Genomic DNA, 21174 nt, shown 5'->3' with positions numbered 1-21174 from the left:
TACTCGTTTAAAATAAACTAAAAGAGAAGATTGTAAACAGGTAGCGCTAAAAAAATTCGCAGATAACGAAAAAAGAGTGTGATTTACCCTTTGGATGCTGTTTTTTTCTTTGACCAGATTGTTCGTATCCCATGAATACAGAGCAGCAGTAAGGGGAAAAACAACCCAATGGATAGAGAATAGGGAATCCACGTCTTTGTATCATAGGTTTGTTGGTAAGGGACATTAGGGTACACGATGATGGACAGGATGACTAATAACATCCCGAGAGGAAGCACCAGTTGCCGATCGCTTTTCAGACAAAAGATTTGGGCTATTGCTGTCACTGTGGTGTGCATATACAGCGTGATTCTAAAAAAAAGTGAAATAAACCACATTGTAGCCATGATGGCTTCGATGCGCTGTAGAAAGTTGCCAATGCTAATTTTTTTGGCTAACGCATAGCTAGGATATATATTTCTTGCCGTTAAGTCAGGACCAAATACCAAAATTGTCAATGCAACCACCACGACCAGCATTAATCCGCCAATCAGGCTTCCTATGAAAAAAGCTTTACGGGTTTGATCGGAACGATTTATAGAAGAAGGGAAGATCATGAGCAAAATAATATGAGGTATAAATACTGTGCTAAAAAAGGACAGGGCAGCAGGCCAAATCGGCCCTACTCCTGCCTCCAATACAGGTTGGACATTTTCCAGCTTAATGTTGGATACCACTAAACCTACAAAAGAAATATACAGCAGAGTAAATAAAGGAAACAACAGTTCGGCCGAACGAGCCAGGACTTCGAGACCCAGCCGAGCAGCGAATACTATGATAAGTGCAAAAAGAATATTTACCGCTAGAATCGGCGTTTCCGGTATCATTTGAGTAGTCATAAAATTCCCTAAATAAAATAACACCGGTACAGGAGCATTAATGAATAGTAGGGTGAAAAATAGAAAACCTACGGTTTTGCCTAACCATTTTCCGAGTAGGGTTTCCATCATCTCAACCAGGGTCATCTCTGGATAAAGCGCCGCAAGCTTGCTGTACATATACAAGATAAGGAGCCCAGCCCCGACCCCCACGAGCGCGGCAATCCACGCATCTTGTTTGGCTACAAGTGCCATCCCTGAAGGGACGATGAGAATTGCACTTCCGACCGTAAATAAAGCAGATATGATCATGATTTGTCGTGCTGAGATTTTGATTTGTGCGGGCACCCGTTTTTCACCTCCTCTTATTTTATTAGGCCCATATGGATCAGGAAATTGCTGAATGGTCTATATATGGCTGTTATCCAATCCAGGGGGGTGGGAATGAGCCAGTGTAATACCTTGGCACAACTAATTCCGACCGCAAAAAAGAGTAGGATGAAAAATAACCAAAGCTCTTTTTTAAATCCTTTTTTCCACATGTCGGGGACTTCAATTAAGCTAATTACAGCAGCGACGAGGAATATGCCGATGATTTTTACGATTTGAGATAGCACTTTGCAAAACACCTTCTTTTGTGGAGTGAGGAATTACTCTTTCATATCATTCATAAAGGAGCTACCGATGGTGCCCAAGCGCCGAATCTTGAAATCGACTTTGATCGTTACGGGTAATTCTGTAAAGTGTTCCTCATCCCAGTTTTGTTTCAGTCTGTTCCAAGTCTTCGGGGCAGCGCGGTGAATGGCTTCACCGAATCCGAATATGTCCGTTTTGTACGATTGTTGGGCCTTTCTAACTGCCGACTTCATAATATTTTCTATTTTTTCTTCTTCTTGCTTTTCAATGTCATAAATCGTTCCTACCTTGGTCAAATCGAGGTCAGTACACTCGACTTCTCCCACGTTGGCCTCAACCTGCATTTTAATATGAATTTGAGGCTCTCCCCTATAGGTGCTTCCTTTTACAGTGGTTTGGGTGCGAATGATTTCGGAGACGACTTTGCCGCCTCTAGGGCAAGCAACGTAACCGACAGAGCTTTGCACTTTGCCAAGGATAAAATTATAGCCCCTACTTTCAGTTTCATCTAACCATCCGATTAGTCGATCTTTTCTGAATACAGCAAGTCCTGAATACTGTAAACGACTGAACGGAGCGATCTTTTGCACATTGTTGCTGGTTTCTCCCATTTCTTTATTGCCAATGATCCGAAGTCCTGTCAACACAGGCTGCTTTCCTTCACTAGTCATAGCTGCAATCAATTCATCCAAGGTTACCGTCGTACTAGGCGACCAGTTTTTCTGTGATGTTTCCAGGGAAGAAAAAAGGTCATTGGCGGGAATCGGATTTAAAGGCGTCATAATTTTCAACGTATCCTCCGCACTAACGTCCTTGGACACTACAATATAAAAATCAGTGCGGAACTGATGATATCTGGAGAGTAAATCTAAAGATTTTGCCATCCCTTCGGCAGCTAACGACTCACCGATAACACATATGCGCAGGTGAGAAAAATACATTCTCCGGGGACTAATTGTTGTTATTTTTCTGATCGCTTCAAATATGGTGTCCGCCTCCTCTGTATACAAGGTGGCTGGAGCCCCACCTCCTGCTCCTTTTTTAGCCGATGCTTTGCCAGGGTCCACCACTTGGATAGAGACCCGGAATTGATCTCCTTGCTTATCGATTCCCATACCGACGGCGATGGCAAGCTCATTCAACTCTCTACGATTCCAACAGCCTGTCAGAAGTAAGACGAGTGCAAGAATCAGGAAGAGAAACGCCTTCTTCCGCTTCATGATGATCCACTCCTTTCTGACGGTTTCTCTTTTTTCTATTCCCGTGATTTGCGGGGCGGAGTGCTGTTTCGACGTTTGACATTTTTCTGATCGACTAACCGGGGACGTGACATCATCATCCAGTGAGGGAATCGAAAGATGGTATCTTTGGTGTCTGCCGGTATGAGAGGTGCAAAAGGAGTCATATAGGGAACGCCGAATGAACGAAGGCTGCACATATGCAGGATCAGGGCAATGCCTCCGACGATAATTCCGAACAGCCCAAAGGAAGCGGCAAGCCCCATTAAGGGAAATCGCAGCATACGAAAAGCGATGGACATATTGTAGGCAGGAAGAACAAAGCTGGAAATAGCAGTAATCGATACAACAATAACCATTGCCGCAGATATGATGCCCGCCTCGACAGCAGCTTGTCCAATGACGAGTGTGCCGACGATAGAGACGGCTGCCCCGATGTACTTGGGCATGCGAACGCCAGCTTCCCGCAATATTTCAAATGTCAGTTCCATCATGAGTGCTTCAATAAAGGCAGGGAAGGGGACCGCTTCGCGCTGTGCTGCTAGACCGATTAGCAGTGAGGTCGGCAGCATTTCCTGATGAAACGTAGTGATGGCAACATATAAGGACGGACCGAGCAAGGAAATAAAAACTCCGGTATAACGAAGGACACGGATGAAGCTGCTAATGTCTGCACGCTGATAATAGTCCTCCGCCGCATGCAGGAAGGAAACAAATAATGCAGGCACGACAAGCACAAAAGGGGTACCATCCACCAGGATCGCAATTTTTCCCTCCAACAGTTCGGCGGCGATCACGTCTGGGCGTTCTGAATTGTATACTGTCGGAAAGGGGGTGAAGGTTTTGTCTTGGATTAATTCCTCGATATACCCGCTTTCGAGAATGCCGTCTACATCAATGCGATTCAATCGTTCATGTACTTCCTCAACCAATTTAGGGTTCACAATCCCCTTTATATACATGACAGCGACATCGGTCTGGGTTACACGACCGATTTGTTTGGTCTCCAGCCATAGATTCGGATCTTTAATTTTACGTCGAATCAAGGCTGTGTTCGTACGCAATGTCTCAGAAAATCCTTCCCGAGGCCCACGGACGACATTTTCTGAGGCAGGCTCGGTGACCCCCCGATCCTTCCATCCACGTGCGCTGGCCGATATTGCCTGCGTCTCACCCTCAATCAAAATGATTGCATCCCCCGACAACAGCGCGTTGTACAAGGCTTCAAAGTCAGTAATATCCCGGATGCTGCCAATAGTAAGGGCGTAATCTTTCAACATTTGCATGACATTAGAGGAGGCTTGAATCCGGCATTCCACGTCCCTGGACAAGCTGCTGTCCAGCAACATTGATTCCATAATGAAGTCGGAGACTATATTTTGGTCCACCAAACCGTCGGTATAGAGGATCGCAATGGTCTGGTCACCGTCCTTGCCGATTCGAATTTCTCTTATGACGATGTCGGTGCTGTTGCCGAGCGCTTGTCTGATCTGCTGAAGATTGGTTCCGATATTTGCACTGAGCTGTTCTACGGAATGTTCAGACTTACTCTCGCTTTGCTGAACGGGTGCCTTTCTAAATTTGTTAAGGGGGGTTCTTTTCCGAAAACGCATGCACGTTCTTCCTCTCTTTGAGGATACTTTTTAATCCAGTATGGACGCTGGAGTCTCTTGGTAAACTTATAGCTGGAATTTCGATAGGGGAAAAGCGGGTATAAAAAAACCTCCTTCACAAAAGTGAAAGAGGTTTTAGACCAACTACATCAAATTACAATTTAGGATTTTTCCCATACTTATTGTCGCCAGGCTGACTGTCTAGGCATGCGAATACAAGCAGTACAATGCCACCGAATGGCACAAGAGCAATCAGAATCCACCAACCGCTTTTACCCGTGTCGTGCAGTCTGCGAGCAAGAACTGCCAAGGATGGCAACAGGACAGCCAGAGAGTAGATGAGAGTCAATATTGGAGTTAAGCCCAAAAGACCATCGATCAGACCGACTATAAAACTGGCAATTACACTAAATAGAACAAACATCCAGTATTCTGTACGTCTTGCTCTACCTTGGAATCCTACATAGTTTTTTAATCCATTTAAATACCATTGCATATATTTTCACCTCCTCATAAAATGTAAATATTTGTATTATGTTCATCGTAAAACAATTCTTTTTAGATATATCGGCAGGTAACATATAGAATTTTACTTGTCAAATTATAACTTTAAACTAGGAATTAAAGCAACACATTTATTAAGGTTAATAATTAAATGAATAATTCATAAAAATATAAAATTACATATTGAATTTTCCATATTCATTGAATAATATAGAGATACGATTAACCGTCAGGTTTGAATCGTCCTTCTTAACAAAAGGAGGTTTTATTTTTCATATTTATTGAAAGCGCTTTAATTAAAAGAGGAGGATGATCAACATTTAATTTAAGAGTGGAGATGTTAATACAAACATAATCCTGACCGTCTTATTCATTATTGTTTTATGTTAGCAGGAATGTTCAAAACGAGAGGAGATTGATTTATGAAGCAATTATTTGTTCGTAAAGTAACGGCTGCTTCTCTGGCAGGGGCACTGTTGTTGCCTGCTTCTTTGGTGGGCGCCGAGTCCACACTCAATTCAGATACAGCTGGGATTCAAAGTCTGGAGCAAACCACCCTTCAAGCTCAAGGTCTGGATAACATTTTAAGCCAAAGTAAAAAGGCTGTTTCCTTCAAAGAGACTTCCGTACATGATCCATCCATCCTGAAAGTGAAAGATACATTTTACATTTTTGGTTCACATCTGGCGGCTGCCAAATCCAAAGACCTCATGAATTGGGATACAATTGCGACAGGTGTGGCAAATGGTAATGCATTGATTCCCAACGTCAAAGAGGAATTAAAGGAAGCGCTGGATTGGGCGCAGACAGACACGCTGTGGGCAGCGGATGTCATTCAACTGGCGGATGGCAAGTTTTATATGTACTATAACGCTTGTAAAGGAGACTCCCCGCGTTCAGCTATGGGCCTAGCGGTGGCTGATAAAATTGAAGGACCTTATAAGAATAAAGGAATTTTCCTGAAGTCCGGCATGTGGGATCAACCGAGTGAAGATGGGACGATCTATGACGCAACCAAGCATCCCAATGCCGTAGACCCTGACACTTTCTATGATAAGAACGGCAAGCTGTGGATGGTATATGGCTCCTACTCCGGAGGCATTTTCATTATGCAGATGGATGAAAAAACAGGGAAGCCTTTACCAGGCCAAGGCTACGGGAAAAAACTGACGGGCGGTAACCATGCTCGTATGGAGGGGCCGTACATACAATACAGTCCACAAACGGACTACTATTACTTGTTCCTGTCCTATGGCGGATTGTCAGCGGATGGCGGATATAACTTGCGTGTGGCTCGGTCCAAAACACCGGATGGTCCTTTCTACGATGCTGAAGGCAACGACATGATCAAGGTTAAAGCGAATCCTGACAAACCTCTTTTTGATGACGCTTCCATTGAGCCATACGGCGTCAAGTTAATAGGTAATTACCTAATTCCAAGAGAAATTGGTGATCCGGGAACAGGGCTGGGAACAGGCTATGTGTCGCCCGGACACAACTCGGCTTATTATGATCCCAAGACGAAAAAGCATTTTGTCATTTTTCACTCCCGTTTTCCGGGGAGAGGTGAGCAGTTTGAAGTGCGGGTACATGAAATGTTCATGAACGCTGACGGTTGGCCTGTAGTTGCTCCTTATCGTTATTCAGGAGATGAGGATTCACTGAAAAAGCTGTCAGAGAAGGATGTCATCGGCCAATACTCGTATGTAAATCACGGGAAGGAAATTTCGGCCAATATTAAGCAAGCTGTTACCGTCAATTTGGATCACGGTGGCAAACTGTCTGGCGGAGTGAACGGTACATGGAAGCTGGGGGCAGACAATCAGCTGGAAATTACAGCAGATGGTGCGAAGTACAAAGGGGTATTCCTGCGGCACCGTGATCCAGACACGGGAGCCAAAACCCTTGCTTTTACCGCACTGTCCTCCAAGGGTGTTGCAGTATGGGGTTCGCTAAAGCCTGATCTGAAGTCCAGCAAGATTGTAGCTGCAGTGCAGAAGGATCTGAGTCTAGGCGACACAAGCAACGTTTTTTATGATCTCACGCTACCTACTCAAGCTGCACAAGATACCACGATTTCGTGGGAATCTTCCCGCCCTGAGATTATTTCTGTCACTGGTGAAGTGTACCGTCCAGAAGCCGGTTCCCAGCCTGCAGCAGTTACATTGACGGCGACTATTAAAAAGGACAAAGCTACAGCAAAGAAAAGTTTTAGTGCCATTGTTCCCGAGCAGGCTCAAGGCCCTCAGCTCGCACGTTACTCATGGAGTGAGGATCAAGGAACTTCGGTTGTCGACAGCACATATAATCAACTCGACGGTAAGGCCTATGGTGGTGCCACATGGGATAAAGACGGAAAGCTTGGCGGTGCTCTTGCCCTGAACGGCAAGGATGGTTACGTGCAGCTGCCCAACACGGTAACGGATGCGAAGGACTTTACCTTTTCCGCTTGGGTGAACTGGAAGGGCGGAGCCGCTTGGCAACGGATTTTTGACTTCGGCAACGGCCAGGCTCGTCATATGTTCCTCACCCCTTCCCAAGGGAGCGGTGTACTCCAGTTTACAATCCATGAAGGTACGGATCAGAGCCTGCTCTCCAAATCATCATTACCTCTAAACCAGTGGACCCATGTGGCAGTTACACTGGAGGGGAATACAGGGAAGCTGTATGTAAATGGTGAAGAAGTAGCTGTAAATGACGGTATTACCTTTAACCCTAATGAGTTGCTGACAAACGAAGCGTATCTCGGTAAAAGCCGCTTTGTCGCTGATGCCTACTTTAACGGCAGCATGGACGAGGTACAGTTATATAACAAAGCGCTGACAGCAGAGGAAATTAAAGCACTAGCGGATTTGTAATTAAAATGAGCAAACAAAGCAGGGGATGGACTTTTTCTCAAGAAGTTCATCTCCTGCGCAACGTTGTGTATATTTATTTCTTGATTACTGGTATAATAGGAAGCAATTGCGGATATAATGTTTTAAGTAGGCGTTAATGACTCACTCTTGTCTAATGGAGACAGCTTGAGGCAGCAATAGATGACATAAGCACTCTGCATAAATTAAATTCTCCAGTGCTTGCGTTTTCAATACACTTATGGTAATATGAGTATATTGAAATTGTGACCTGAGATTCACATATTGTAGAGGGTTATTGTTTTAGGTTGAAATAACCTTGTGCAATATGTGAATTTTTATTTGTAAAAAATAAAGGTCATATAAATATATTTTGGAGGTAATTCCATGCAAACAGGTACAGTTAAATGGTTTAACGCAGAAAAAGGTTTCGGTTTCATCGAAGTTGAAGGTGGAAGCGATGTATTCGTACACTTCTCCGCAATCCAAGGCGAAGGTTTCAAATCTTTGGACGAAGGCCAACGCGTAGAATTCAACGTAGTTGAAGGAAACCGTGGACCACAAGCTGAGAACGTTGTAAAACTGTAATTTTAAATTACAGCCTACTTCAGATGCCCCGAACATAGCGTTTGGGGCATTTGTTTTTATCTGTTCACAAGACCGTTTTTGAACTGATTACATCTTATCGCTTTATAAATCATGAAGAAAGAGGGATGTTTATGTACAATTCACGGAAAAAGCCAATGGATGAAATTCCTGAGGAAATTACAACTGTTTGGAATTGCGCCAGTGATACATGCAACGGCTGGATGCGGGATAACTTCGCTTTTTCTGTCGAGCCGACATGCCCCATTTGCGGTTCTGCCATGGTGAAGGGCGAGAAAAAGCTGGCTGTTTTAAACAATACGAGCTTTAATCATACCAAACAATCCTAAGCGGATACATGTTTGTAGTAAAAGATGCCCCATAGCCATAACGGCGCTGAGGCGTCTTTTTTGTTTTTCTGAGAACAGGGTTTCAATTAGGGTGTATAGAGGATGGGGATAGTATGCTCAGTAAGGTGGAATTAAATTCAGGTAGTGCCTCATAAAATACACCGTGACCACTTCGTTCGAAAGGAATAAGCCTGGAGCCGGCAATTCCTTTTTGAGTTTGGAGCGCTAGAGGGAAAGGGCAGACCCGATCCAGCTTGCCGTGTAGAATCCACGTAGGCACGTGTATACATGGCAAATCGGGCCGTAAATCAGAGTCACGCAGTGAATACAAAGTACAAGCCATGCTATGAACCGAAGCCGCAAAGCCCTGATCACGTAACCAGTCACGTAAACTCTGGCTGACGGGTTTGGCGAACAACATTTCGCCAAATGATGTTACCAGTTGCGGACGATCTGTATAGGCTTGTGTGATGAGTTTATCTACCTCTGCGACAGGAGTGCCGTAAGGAAAGTCGCTGGTTGGGGTAAACCGAGGCGTGGCAGCTCCGATCAAAATTAGCTGATCAACACCCCATCCCCTATGTCTGCTCATGTAGCGCGTGACAATTGCTCCCCCCATAGAAAAACCGATCAGCCGTATATGGCTTAATTGAAGGGCCTGTATAACAGCCAGGAGATCATCTGCCAGTCGATCATAATTGTAGCCATGCCATGGTCGATCAGACTTCCCGAACCCCCTAAGATCAACTTGAATACAGCGGTATCCGTAAGCAGGCAACTGGGCAACCTGGTATTCGTACATTCGATGGTCCAGCGGCCAGCCGTGCACCATCAAAACAGGGATGCCTTCTCCTATATCTTCTACATACAGCTTAACGCCACGTTCCACTTCAATATAATATCCCATGATGCTCCCCCCTTTAAAAATCACGAAATTTCGTTCTCTCTCACATATATGTAGTCAGGGCTTAGCTCATTCGGAAAAGGGGTGAGATCGCCGCTATACAAGTATAGAATTAGTAAAATATGTATGTCATCCTGCATGGGGATAGGATATACTTATGGAATGAAACAGCATTGGGAGAGTGGAACAATGACACCATCAAAAACATTAAAATGGATTACGGGCGGATTGGAGCTATTTTTTGCTATTCCTGTTTTGGGCGGGCTGCTCGTCATAAATTCTGCGTATACTGTATTGTTCTTTATGTTGATTTTCCACATTGTTACGTTGGTACTATCGGTGACTAATAAAGAGACTTATTATGGATCTATTTTAGGGATTGTGACCTCGGTTGTTGGGTGGATTCCATTTGTAGGCTGGTTAATGCACCTGCTCTCAGGCATATTTTTGATGATTACCGCAGCCCAACAGCCGCGAGACCATTATCGTAATCGCAATCCCTACGATGATTATCGCTACTAGGGCCAATATCGCCTCGAAATGATGGAAGATCCTGTGGAACAGGATCTTTTTTAGTTATGGAATCTTCCCATGATTATGGTGTTGTAGTATTGACCATCTGAGAGAATCTTGTCGTTTTTTAATAACCCTTCGATTTCAAATCCATGCTTTTTATAAAGTTCAATGGCTTTATTATTGGTTTCTAGAACTTGTAGGCTCATTTTCTGGATGCCGTTAGAGTCTGCCCAGGAAATGGATTCTTTCAGAAGATTCGTCCCGATTCCATACCCCCAGAAATCCTTTTGTACACACACACCGAATTCAACTTTATGAGCGAATCGACGCAGAACATGACCTTCACATCTTGAAAATCCAACGACTTTATCATGAACGACCGCAACTAAAAATAGATTTTTGGCGTGCTCTGTATCGGCTTTAATAAGCTGTTCAAAACCGGATGTACTTATGAATGCTTCTCCCTTTTCTCTGTCTAAATTTTCAGTCTCTCCATCCATCCGTAAGCGGATTTCAGACAAATTCATCGCATCTTGAATCATAGCCGATCTAATGATATAGCTTACTCCTTGTACATGAAATTCCTGTTTATTTATTTTCATTACATACTCCTTTTGCTGAATCAGGATAAAAAGTGTGATCTCTGGCTTAAGTTAGTTTACCACATATTGTATGAAATACATGAAAAATAAGCCTGTCCTCTTCTGTTGTATCGTAGCAGAGGGCAGGCTTATTCATTCTCGATCCGTACAGGGAGGCCGGATGGAGATTTATTATTGTGGAGTGGCTGTGTCAGATTAACAAATCGTTCTTATGAATGTGACTTATCGAGCTACAGCTTTTGGAAAACAGAAGCTGTAGCTATTTTTGCTTAGCAGATGCTTGAGCTGCATTTGGCTTAGCAGGAGCCTTAGCCGCATCTGTTTTAGCTGGAGCTTTACCTGCTTCTCCTTTAGCCCCGTCTACTAGTGGCTTAGAGGGCTTAACGCCATTCACCATATCGGTAATCATTTGCTTCAGATTGGAAACACGCTGGTTATATTCGCTTGCGGTAATCTTGCCATTTTGTTTTTCCGTAGCGAGTTTCGACTTCATATCCGAAACCATCACATCAATCACGGAGTTTACGCTCACGCCTTGTGCTTTGGCGATCGTAGCAAGGGATTTACCAGCCTTCAACTGTGTATCCAACTGACTGGAGGACAATTTCAAGAGTTTCAGGAGAGCCTTGTTCTCAGCATAGTTCCCTCCTGCGATTTGTGGACCGTTAGCATCGCCAGGGTTTCCCTTAGGTGCCTGTGCTTTGCTTGCAGTAGGAGCCTTCTCAGGTGTAGTTGAAGCAGCATGGGCTGCGCCTGTGGAGTACAGCGCTCCGCCTCCTAAAAATGCCAACGCCATCGTTCCGGCCAAAATTGCTTTCTTGGTGCTTTTCATCTTCATTTTCCACCTTTCGTTTATGGTTTGTTGGGTACGTGATACATCATAAGGGATTAACTTGAATGCTATCTGAGCGCAAGCTGAGCATTTACTGAGTGGAATTTGGAAGGCAGGACTAGCGTTTTAACGAATTGCTATTGTATTATGTGTATTAAGTGATATAATACACTACAGGCACGATAGATACAGCCGAATTAGGGGGAAACACCCATGGAAGAACAACGGGTTGGCTCGTTCCGATTTTTAATAGACTTTAGCCAGCCATTATATGAACAAATATTAAATCAAGTACGAAGCTCCATTGCTAAAGGAGAGATTGAAATGGGAAGCAAAATGCCATCTGTGCGTGATCTGGCGCAGGAATTGCGTATGAATCCGAATACCGTGATGCGGGCGTATCAGGAGCTGGAACGGGACGGATTGACTGAGAAGCGACGCGGTCTGGGTACGTATGTAACTTCGTCCAGTGAGCGGATTGCCAGCTTTCGGGAACAATTGGCTATGTCGTATATCGAACAGTTTCTCGGACAGATGAGCAGCCTGGGATTATCCTGGGAAGATGTACAGCAATATATAAGAAGCCGACAGGATGGAGATCACAAGGAAGGAGGCGAAAAGGCATGACGGAGTCTGTGGTAACCGCAAAGCAGTTGATGAAGCAATATGGAAATAAAAAAGCATTGGACCAACTGGATGTTGTCATTCCAGCAGGACGTATTGTAGGCGTACTTGGGCCCAATGGCTGCGGGAAGTCCAGCTTCTTTCGAGCCGTCACGGGGTTGATTCAGCCGGACGGGGGCGAGCTTCAGGTGCTGGGCCAACAGCCTAGCTGGGAAACCAACCGGAATATATCCTATCTTCCTGACCGGGCACGCTGGTATCCCAATCATACAGTTCAGCAGACGCTGGAATGGGGGAAGTCCTTTTTGCCTGGCTTCAATCTAAAGGATGCCTATAAACTTGCTGACCATATGGATGTGGAATTGGAGCTAAAGATGGCCGGGTTGAGTCGCGGACAGGAGGCGCGTGTGCTGCTGATTCTGTGCCTGGCACGAGAAGTACCGCTTATGATCTTGGATGAACCTTTTGTAGGCATTGATGTCCTCTCTAGAGAAGCGATCGTAGCTGGGATTATTGATTATTTGGAGGATCGGCAACAATCTATACTCATTAGCACACATGATATTCAGGAAGTGGAAGGCTTGTTTGATTACACGGTCATGATGGACCGCGGGCGAGTGATATGGTCTGGTGAATCGGATGATCTGCGTGCAGAGCATGGCTCGCTGAACCAGGTGTTCCGCAATTTGTACAAAAGGGAGTGGAAGGCGTGAATTCATCCGGGCTGTTCAAAGATTTAATACGCCATGAATTTCGAAATAAAGGAAGCTGGAGAAAGCAAAGCCGCAATCGACTGCCCAGATCGTGGAGACTTGTATATTTCTCACTATTTCTAATTGCGGCGTTCGCGATTTCCTTGTACTTCGCTCTTCACAACCAACTCGAATTGACAAGGCTGTGGTACGTCACTCTGGGCTTGCCGTACATGATTGTTTTCATGGGTGTGGGAATGCTGAGAAGAGAATGGGAAAATGACACCTACGGATGGTGGCTGACCCTTCCCTATCCGCGTATGTGGCTAATTAGCGCCAAATGGATTGCTGCTATTTTACAAACCATTGTCGTGATATTGCTCTTGTTTGTAGTAGGTTCTCTATACGCGCTATTTATCTCATCGACCATACAGGCTTATACGTTTGCGGATGCAGCGTCTTTTATGATAGCCGGCTTAAACTGGTTTGTAATGATTATCGCCTTTACGCCGTTGGTTATTGCGCTGGGTCTGCTGACGGCCAGTACCAAATATAGCACCTTGCGGCCGCTTAGCCCAATCCTGTGGATTCTTTTGATGGGTGGAGGAAGCGTCTTTTATTGGTCAGGCGATCAGCGGATTTATGAGCAGTTTCATCATGTTCACAACGGACAGTGGTTTCCTTTTACCTGGCATTTTCCGGTTGCGGTGTTGATTAGTTGGGTTGCTGCATATGCATTGATCCGCTTGAACGCTTATTTGCTGGAGAAAAAACTGTCGATTTAACTTAGGATAAATGACTCTATATTAGAAAGGGATTTCACCATGGCGACAATCTTTATCTATGCATTGATGGCTGTTCTGGTGGGGCTGATGATTTGGTTGAGAACCAAAAGACGAAGGGGCCCGGTAAAGGGAAAAGGATTTCGGATTTTGCTCCCTATGTTTATCGCTTTCCCAGCTATGATGATATCGGTATATCAATTGATGCATATTCCTGGTCAAACGTACGCGCCTCCCGCCTTTTGGGAGCTGCTGGTTGCTGGGTTATTAGGGGCTCTGTTTGGCTACGTTATTTTGCTGCATACGGCGTATGAAAGACGAGATGACGGTCTCATCTATCCCAAGCCGAACCAATATTTTAAGTATATTATTATCGCTATTATTTTGATTCGGGTTGTTCTGACTCAATACCTCAGTAGTTTGGGTACGACCGAAATTAGCATGCTGGCCATTACGATGGCGCTGGTATATATCTCAATCTGGCGAATTGGGAGCTTTATCAAGTTTCGGAGGACGTTATCTGTATAACAATATGAATGAGGTAACAGCGGCTTTCTATTCAAAAAGCGTCCATTCGCTTGGTGATAGGAGCCGCTTTTTTTGAGCTAACTTCATTAGTACATGTTATTTATAATAAAATGATGAGGATGATCATACATTGTTATTGCTTTCCATATCCTTTATTCGAAGGTTTGTGACTTGCATGACAACGGTCATAAGTATAAAAATTCAAAGGAGGGTTAATAAGGTTTCAAATGATTTAAATGGGGTTTAAAGTTAGATAGGTGGGGAAGAGTTCATACCTTCGTAGTTAACTGCAACCACATTAGTTACATAAAGAGAAATTGCGTTCCATACTCTATTTTACAGGTTGAGAGGGGCTTACATTCATGAAAAAACATACGGTTACTGCTGCACTTGCTGGCTTGCTCGTTCTGTCTTCTGCTGTACCGGCTTTAGCAGCCGACGTAAAACCTACTACGGGTATCCAGGTTTGGGTAGATGGCAAGAAGGAGGCTTACAAAATTGCGCCTATCGTGAGAAATAAGCAGGTGTTGATCCCCCTGAGACAATTGGCTACTAGTTTAGGAATTCCGCTGGACGCCAAGCATATTACATTCAATACGGCGCGTCAAAGTACGACGATTCGTTATGATCAAGCGACGGTTGTACTGGTATCAGGCAGTCCGGAAGCGCAAATCAACGGGATTAAGGTACCACTATCCACCTCGACCATCTTGACCAAGCAAGGGGTAACCTATGTACCAGTTGATGTCGTCAAAGAAGCGTGGGGCAAGCAAGTGATTTGGGACCCGGCCAGCCAGACCTTGCAAATCGGGGTGAGTAATAAGGATAAGGTTGTAGAGATTCTGAAGAGCTTTGAAACGGGCGATACGAAAGCAGCTGAGGCTTGGATCAGCAAAGATCAGTACATTCAGCATAATCCGAGCTTTGCTAGCGGGAGAGATGCCTTTTTGCAAGGGATTAGCCAATCCAAGGGAGCCAATGTGCTGGTTGAAGTCCAGCGGGTTATTCAGGATGGCAATGATGTAGCAGTACATTATAAAAAGTCTATTGCAGGGAAAACGAGCATTGCTTTTGATATTTTCCGCTTCAATAGCAATGGTAAAATTGTTGAGCATTGGGATAACATGCAGGACTCGGCTCCAACCAATCCAAGTGGACATACCATGATTGACGGAACAACACAAGTCACGGATCTCAACCAAACCGAGACAAACAAAACGCTGATCCGCAAGTTTGTAGATGATGTGCTGGTTGGCAAAAATCGTGCAGCATTGGAAAGCTATTATAATGGGGATCAGTACATTCAGCATAATCCTCTTTTTGGTGACGGTGTATCTAGTCTGAAGCAAGCATTATCCACTACGGGTCAAGGAACTTCTATTGGATATGATCAGGTGCATATGGTTCTTGGAGAAGGCAACTTCGTGCTGGTTGTAAGTGAACTGAAATCTCCTAAGGGAATCTCAGCTGCTGTCTATGATCTGTTCCGTGTGGAGAACGGCAAAATAGCCGAGCATTGGGATGTAGTTCAGGAGATTCCAGCTAAAACAGAGTGGAAAAATACGAACGGTAAATTTTAAAGAATACGCTCTCGTCGTGTGATCTGATTGGCACTGTCCAGACCGTCCGGTTCCTGTTAAAATGGGGCAAACATATCAGGGGGTTGGACGGTGGAAGACTTGAAGCAACGTGTGGGTTGCCTGCATGCGCATCATTCGAACATTGCCTATGTGGAACGAGCTTTTGCTTCTTATGAGGTGGAGCTGGTACATTTTGTGGAACCGGGACTTATGCGCCGGGTATCGTCGGATCCGCATTTTTCTTCAGATGATGCCAGTCGCAAGGTAGAAGAGCAGCTGAGCTGGATGTCTCAAAGCGATCTAGACGTTATTTTGATAACGTGTACGAATTATATTGCTTTGGCGGAGAAGGCTCAAGGGTCAATGCCTACGCCAATTGTCGCACTGGATGAGCCTCTATTTCATGAGATGTGTGATGATTTGCTGCCACGAACCTTGGTATTTACGAATCCGGCTACCGTAGAGGGCACGATGAAGCGTCTTTATCATACGGCCAATGTATTAGGCAAGCCGGACCTCTCTTCTTTGATAGAGGTCAAGGTGGTGGAGGGCGCTTTTGAACTGATTATGCAGGGACGTAAAGATGAGTATGAGGAATTGCTGGTTCGTTCATTGCATGAATTGAGGAAGGCTGATCCCAGCAGAGGGCTGGCTGTAGCACAGTTATCGATGGTTGATGCTGCGTTGCAGGTGGAGCTGGAGACAGGGCGGACGATTGCCAATCCTTTACGGTCGTTGGCGAATTTACTTGAGGTTTTGTTAGGTTAAATAAGTATAGCTAAAAGAACTTCCTACCCATTTTGGGACAGTGGAAGTTCTTTTTTTTGGAAGTGGGTAGGTGGGGGCACTTCTGTGCGATTCATTAGTGCTCCTGCTGGTCTTGGGTGATGAGCGCCGCGCCTGCCGATTCTCTTTGGACAAGCGTAACGTACAACCGTTCATGCTCCACGTCTTCCCCGGCAATGATTTTGAGAACCTGTTCAGCGGCTACAGCGCCCCATTTGCGCTTGGAGTAGTCTATCGTTGTCAGCCGGGGCTGAATATATTGCGCCAGCTCGATATTATCAAAGCCGACGATATGAACATCCTTGCCAATGGTAAGCTCTGACTGAGCCATTCGATTGTAAAAGCCTACGGCCATTTCATCATTGAGACAAAATACAGCTACAGGTTCCGAATCTGGGCGAGCCTGCTGCTGTAAAATGATCTCAGCCGCCTGCTCGCCGCCCGATTTCTCGAAATTGCCGTCAATTTCGATCATCTCGGCGACACCGCTACGCTCAATGGTCTGCTTGACCGCCTGCATCCGCTGCCAGGAATCATAAGAACCTTCTGGTCCGGTCACAACATGTAGCTTGCGGTGTCCCAATTCCAATAGATGCTCTATGGCGAGTGCGGCACCTGCTTTGTTATCCAGCAGCACCTGGTTAATGTTAGGATGATTCAGTTCGCGGTCCAATACGACAATTTTATGTCCGCGCTCGGCGTAGTTCAGCAACTCCTGACTATCAAACGTCTGATCCAGTACGATGGCACCGTCAATCATGCGTTCTGGCAGCATTCGATGTGATTGCTTGCCGCTGCAGACAATGAGGTCATAGCCCTTGCGGTTCAAAATTTCCTTGATGCCGTACAGCAAATCTCCATAAACGTCTCCGCGAAAATCAGTCAGGAATACGCCAATAATTTTGGTCTGCCTTTTCTTGAGATTCCGTGCGGCGGCATTGGGCACATAGTTAAGCTCTTTGGCAATGGCCAAAATACGTGCGCAAGTCTCTTCTGTTACCTTATCGCTACCGTTCAAAGCATATGAAACGGTAGATATGGAAACGCCCGCCTGTTTGGCGATATCTTTAATGCTGACCACAACGTCACCTCCTTGTGTTCGTCTTATATGTGCTATTGTATATGGATTATTAACCACATATCTATTCAAAATGTCGTAGTTCTACATGCAAGCAGCAAAGGGCGATCCCGCAAGATCGCCATTCCTTTGTTGCCTATACCTGATTTTGCTTATGCATCATTCGATTTATAAAATAATCTCCAGACGGTGTACACCATTATGTTCTGCTAACGCCTGCTCGAAAGTCTCACGTTTGATGCGCAAGGCACCGGAACGATAGCGATTATCATCGGCTGGCTCACTTTCCAGAGGGGCACCGTTCAATACTGCACGGCCTTGCTCACCGCTCGTATGCTCTTGCAGCATGCGGTAGACGAAGGTGATTGGCTTTCCTGCAAAGGAAAATTTAAATTCCAATCCGTCGAGATCGTCCGGCAGCACAGGGTCCAGGATCAGGTCCTCGCCTGACTGACGAATACCAAGGACATTCGATATGAGCTGATTCATGTAGATTCCCGGACCGCTGGAATAGATTCTCCAGCCACCCTTGACGGGTACGGCTCCTTCCCGCAGTTCACCAAACCGTTCCTGTGCTTCATAGCGGGTGTTAAATTTACCGTCCGAGCTGCTGAAATACGCGTTGCTTTGGCGCCATTCGGCATTCGGTACGGTTGCACGGATGCCGACCGGATTGATGAGCTTCAGGCTGTGCCAAGCGTCATCCTTGCGTCCTAACTTGGCCATGGCTTCCACAAAGCGGATATGAGCGTGCACATATTGCAGACCAACCTCACGTCCAAAGTTGGCCGCTTGCTCAGCGCGCTTGAAGTGCGAACTCACACCGCCATCATATTGAGCAGGGCGGTTCATCAGACGCACACCATCCGGGCAGAGGAACTGCTCGCGGATGAGCTGCTCATGAGCCAATGCTTGCTCAGGCGTGAGCAACTGGCTGATCATGCTGCGTGTCATCGGCAGCAAACGGTAGTGGATTCCCGTCTCGGTGTCGGACGGATGGAGCATGAGCTTGGGTTGACCAGGCTCTTCCATATATACAAAGCCTGGAATAATTCCGCTCTCCAGCATGTAGCGATTGAAGTCTTTACGGATGCCGTTCGCCATCTGATGTAAATCTTGTGCAATCTTATCCGCTTCGCTTACTACATTTGCTGGAGCTTGCTCCAACACAGCAGCAAAGTTACGAATCACTTGGTAGGTGAGTGCAACCGTCCAGCTGCTCGCCATGTATTGCTTCAGTTGCGCATTGGCTGGCTGGAGGGTGTCATCCCAATCGCCATCGCCATAAGCCGATAAGTACGTATCATGCAGGAAATTCTCTCGAATATATTCGATTTCCTTCAGGGCATGTTCCATAAGGGTCGCAGTCTGCTTGGTATAATCGAAAGTATGCCGATGGGTGTAAGGCACATTTTCTCCCAGAATACTGTAATCACGGGTAGCGGTCAAATAATCGCCCAGTACCTTGAGCGGCCAAACGATAATATCCCCATGGCTTTCTTCTTGCTGCACGTGAGTATAGTTGTCAAACATAAACCATTGCGGCCAGTTTCCGCTGTCTTCATACTGATGGCTGAATACAGTTAGCAAAATGGAACGAACCTCATCAAAATTTTGCACTGCCGAAAAATATTCGACAGGCCCCTGACATACATCACGTGTTCCCCAGGCTGCTCCGCCGTATTGCTCCAGACCGTGAGGCACAGAGTAGTGGACGAGCATGTTGTGGGTGTACCACCAGGCCACTGCGTTCACACGGAATAGCTCGCTGGTTTCCTGTTGGCCAAGCGTCAGATGGAAGCCATTCATAAGCTCGGCAAAATACTCCCGGTAGCGCTCGCGCTCATCTTCAAAGGAGGCGTGTAGCTCCTTGTGTGCTCGGTCCTTCCCGGTCGAGCGGCCATGCAGCCAGCCCTGTACAATGCAGGTCCATTCGCTGCTGTCGCCCAGTTCCAAAACGACCAGGGATGCATCAGGAGAGGCTCCACCCTGTAGCAGTGCTTGAGCGTCGCTCACATGCTGTAATGGAGCGCCCTCTACGTGCATTCGGTAAAGCAGGTCGGGATAGGCCTCGGCGCTCAGGGAAGCGGAATCAGCTCTAAAGAGCAGGTCATCACCTTCGCGTTCCATATGAAACGGAAGCTCATATTCGTTCACATGCATACACATTTGCTGAGTGATCAGGAATGGATAGGCTTTACCACTTGCCGAGCGCATGTGAAGCCGCACTTCTGGGCTATCAGCATTCGTATGGTTTGTAATAATGAATGTATCGTCAGCCGTTTTGTAATACCAGCGCACATAATTAAAGCCAATCTCAAACAGGGAAGGCATGGTGAGCAGGCGATATTTTCCTTGAATTCCGACGTAGATACGTTGACCGGATGTCTTAGGAATGTTGAGCGCATTACGCACGTTGGTGATCATTTTGTTGAAATTCGTATTGCCGATCACGAGCTGGGAATTGAATACCCCGTACATATAGGAAGTGGTTGTAATGGTTTCTTCCTTACCTCCAGAGTAATGCCCACCCATTAAAATGTGTCCGTGAGGACGCTCTACACGAAGCTCTTTGGATTTGAGTACGACATGCTCATAGCTATCCGTGAAAAAGGAAAGTAGTGTATCGCCATCCCGTTCTTCTTCCTGGCGTTTCGGGAAAAGCTGATTCACTTCGGCATCGGTCAAGTCCAGTGTGCGCAGCGGTTCACCGATGGTTTGAGCTGGGGCCACACGCCCTGCCTGAAGATCACTTGCCGCGTGTGCTGGTATGCTGGTCTCAGAAGCGTCCGCTAGAACGGCAGCTACTTCATCGCGTGCTTTGGTTACCAGGTCCTGATACTCCAGCTTCGTCACTGCAGCCGGATGGCTCGGCTGGAACAGACCGTAAAACGTAAAGCGAGCTTCCCCAGCGAGTTTTACCCGCTCAGATTGCAGCGCTGTATAAGCGAATTCGTATTGATACACTTCATTGGCGAGCGTGTCGCGGCGCAGTGCTTCCGGCTCATTCGTTTCCTTGTAAGAAAGTCCAAAGAACTGAAATCCGTCTGTCGAGTAACCAACAGTGCGGGTTAACGAGCCTTGTTGAATGTATGGGAATGCCTGACTTTGAGGCTGGTTTTGACGTGAGCAAACAGTATAGCCTCTTTGTTCATCATGATAGACAGTATGGTCAATATATTGAGACAAATAAGCTTCATTACTGCGCACAGCAGCGGTATCGGCAATGCCGATATCCTGACCGTACACAATATCTGCTTCAACATCATCGCCCTGTAGGGTTACATCCCAGAACCATACTCCCAGGCGGCTGAGTGTGAAGGTCACCTGATAGCCTACACCGGCAGTGAACCCTTCCCATATAATCTGCTGATCCGTTTGTCGGATTACGCCGGGCGAACGAACTCCCAGCAGAGGAGTGATGCTTACGCCGGAAGGACGATACAGTCTCAAGTACAGATTGTTCAGGGAACCATCGACTGAATTGGTCAACAGTTGGTTGATCATCGTTGAGCCGTGAGCGATCTTGTACACATCACCGCTGCTTAAGAAGGTAAAAGACAGGTCTCCGGCCCGCAGCAAAATATTTTGGTCTAGACTTGTATTCATCAA

At 45.9% G+C, this 21174-nt stretch carries 19 protein-coding genes; 10 read left to right on the top strand and 9 right to left on the bottom strand.

Annotated features, from left to right (window positions below; genetic code table 11):
• Positions 1 to 83: 83 nt before the first annotated feature.
• The 4 genes from HFE01_RS16125 to HFE01_RS16110 form a co-directional block, all read right to left on the bottom strand.
• The gene (locus tag HFE01_RS16125) at positions 84 to 1205 is read right to left on the bottom strand and encodes a GerAB/ArcD/ProY family transporter (protein ID WP_025363763.1); all 1122 of its coding nucleotides are present in this window, start codon (positions 1203 to 1205) and stop codon (positions 84 to 86) included.
• A 302-nt stretch (positions 1206 to 1507) separates the two neighbouring features.
• The gene (locus HFE01_RS16120) at positions 1508 to 2713 is read right to left on the bottom strand and encodes a Ger(x)C family spore germination protein (RefSeq protein ID WP_107734459.1); all 1206 of its coding nucleotides are present in this window, start codon (positions 2711 to 2713) and stop codon (positions 1508 to 1510) included.
• A 35-nt stretch (positions 2714 to 2748) separates the two neighbouring features.
• The gene (locus HFE01_RS16115; RefSeq protein ID WP_107734460.1) at positions 2749 to 4344 is read right to left on the bottom strand and encodes a spore germination protein; all 1596 of its coding nucleotides are present in this window, start codon (positions 4342 to 4344) and stop codon (positions 2749 to 2751) included.
• Positions 4345 to 4498: 154 nt separating this feature from the next.
• Complete coding sequence (locus HFE01_RS16110) at positions 4499 to 4840, bottom strand: DUF805 domain-containing protein (protein ID WP_017425676.1); 342 nt, start codon at positions 4838 to 4840, stop codon at positions 4499 to 4501.
• A 430-nt stretch (positions 4841 to 5270) separates the two neighbouring features.
• Between HFE01_RS16110 and abnB the strand changes: the two genes are divergently transcribed.
• The 3 genes from abnB (at position 5271) to HFE01_RS16095 (ending at position 8638) form a co-directional block, all read left to right on the top strand.
• The gene (gene abnB, locus HFE01_RS16105) at positions 5271 to 7706 is read left to right on the top strand and encodes an arabinan endo-1,5-alpha-L-arabinosidase AbnB (protein ID WP_107734461.1); all 2436 of its coding nucleotides are present in this window, start codon (positions 5271 to 5273) and stop codon (positions 7704 to 7706) included.
• A gap of 384 nt (positions 7707 to 8090) precedes the next feature.
• Positions 8091 to 8291 (top strand): cold-shock protein, encoded by a 201-nt coding sequence (locus HFE01_RS16100; RefSeq protein ID WP_007428290.1) that lies wholly within the window; start codon positions 8091 to 8093, stop codon positions 8289 to 8291.
• Positions 8292 to 8422: 131 nt separating this feature from the next.
• Complete coding sequence (locus HFE01_RS16095; RefSeq protein ID WP_013308357.1) at positions 8423 to 8638, top strand: cold-shock protein; 216 nt, start codon at positions 8423 to 8425, stop codon at positions 8636 to 8638.
• Between the two features lie 82 nt (positions 8639 to 8720).
• Here HFE01_RS16095 and HFE01_RS16090 read toward each other — a convergent pair whose 3' ends face one another.
• Positions 8721 to 9545: an alpha/beta fold hydrolase gene (locus tag HFE01_RS16090; protein WP_017425678.1), complete on the bottom strand. Its 825-nt coding sequence runs from the start codon at positions 9543 to 9545 to the stop codon at positions 8721 to 8723.
• Between the two features lie 186 nt (positions 9546 to 9731).
• On the opposite strand from HFE01_RS16090, the gene HFE01_RS16085 reads away from it, so the two are divergent.
• On the top strand, positions 9732 to 10064 hold the full coding sequence (locus HFE01_RS16085) for a hypothetical protein (protein ID WP_016820215.1): 333 nt from the start codon (positions 9732 to 9734) through the stop codon (positions 10062 to 10064).
• A gap of 50 nt (positions 10065 to 10114) precedes the next feature.
• On the opposite strand, the gene HFE01_RS16080 is transcribed toward HFE01_RS16085, so the two are convergent.
• Together HFE01_RS16080 and HFE01_RS16075 are read right to left on the bottom strand one after the other, a co-directional pair.
• Entirely contained in the window at positions 10115 to 10660 is a 546-nt protein-coding gene (locus HFE01_RS16080) for a GNAT family N-acetyltransferase (RefSeq protein WP_107734462.1), read from the bottom strand.
• Positions 10661 to 10919: 259 nt separating this feature from the next.
• Complete coding sequence (locus HFE01_RS16075; protein ID WP_107734463.1) at positions 10920 to 11492, bottom strand: hypothetical protein; 573 nt, start codon at positions 11490 to 11492, stop codon at positions 10920 to 10922.
• A 213-nt stretch (positions 11493 to 11705) separates the two neighbouring features.
• On the opposite strand from HFE01_RS16075, the gene HFE01_RS16070 reads away from it, so the two are divergent.
• The 6 genes from HFE01_RS16070 to HFE01_RS16045 all read left to right on the top strand — a co-directional run bounded on the left by HFE01_RS16070 (position 11706) and on the right by HFE01_RS16045 (position 16466).
• Positions 11706 to 12119, top strand: coding sequence for a GntR family transcriptional regulator (locus HFE01_RS16070; protein WP_039276624.1), 414 nt, complete (start codon positions 11706 to 11708; stop codon positions 12117 to 12119).
• Positions 12116 to 12829 carry an ABC transporter ATP-binding protein gene (locus tag HFE01_RS16065; protein WP_031462652.1) on the top strand — a complete coding sequence of 238 codons (714 nt, stop codon included), beginning with the start codon at positions 12116 to 12118 and terminating at the stop codon, positions 12827 to 12829. Before HFE01_RS16070 ends, HFE01_RS16065 begins: the two co-directional genes overlap by 4 nt.
• Positions 12826 to 13593: an ABC transporter permease subunit gene (locus HFE01_RS16060; protein WP_017425682.1), complete on the top strand. Its 768-nt coding sequence runs from the start codon at positions 12826 to 12828 to the stop codon at positions 13591 to 13593. The genes HFE01_RS16065 and HFE01_RS16060 overlap by 4 nt, the downstream gene beginning before the upstream one ends.
• 39 nt (positions 13594 to 13632) lie before the next feature.
• Positions 13633 to 14118 (top strand): cytochrome c biogenesis protein CcdC, encoded by a 486-nt coding sequence (locus HFE01_RS16055; protein WP_017425683.1) that lies wholly within the window; start codon positions 13633 to 13635, stop codon positions 14116 to 14118.
• A gap of 362 nt (positions 14119 to 14480) precedes the next feature.
• The gene (locus HFE01_RS16050) at positions 14481 to 15698 is read left to right on the top strand and encodes a stalk domain-containing protein (RefSeq protein ID WP_107734464.1); all 1218 of its coding nucleotides are present in this window, start codon (positions 14481 to 14483) and stop codon (positions 15696 to 15698) included.
• Positions 15699 to 15788: 90 nt separating this feature from the next.
• Positions 15789 to 16466 carry a hypothetical protein gene (locus HFE01_RS16045; RefSeq protein WP_107734465.1) on the top strand — a complete coding sequence of 226 codons (678 nt, stop codon included), beginning with the start codon at positions 15789 to 15791 and terminating at the stop codon, positions 16464 to 16466.
• Between the two features lie 94 nt (positions 16467 to 16560).
• Here the strand turns inward: HFE01_RS16045 and HFE01_RS16040 are convergent, their stop codons facing one another.
• On the bottom strand, positions 16561 to 17565 hold the full coding sequence (locus tag HFE01_RS16040; RefSeq protein ID WP_107734466.1) for a LacI family DNA-binding transcriptional regulator: 1005 nt from the start codon (positions 17563 to 17565) through the stop codon (positions 16561 to 16563).
• Between the two features lie 165 nt (positions 17566 to 17730).
• Positions 17731 to 21171, bottom strand: a complete 3441-nt coding sequence (locus HFE01_RS16035) for a GH36-type glycosyl hydrolase domain-containing protein (RefSeq protein WP_107734467.1) — start codon at positions 21169 to 21171, stop codon at positions 17731 to 17733.
• Positions 21172 to 21174 lie beyond the last annotated feature (3 nt).

It is taken from the genome of Paenibacillus sp. EKM10P (genome assembly GCF_011800655.1).
Classification (GTDB): Bacteria; Bacillota; Bacilli; order Paenibacillales; family Paenibacillaceae; genus Paenibacillus; species Paenibacillus polymyxa.
Note: the sequence above shows the minus strand (reverse complement) of the source record. Positions and strands in the feature narration are given on the sequence as shown.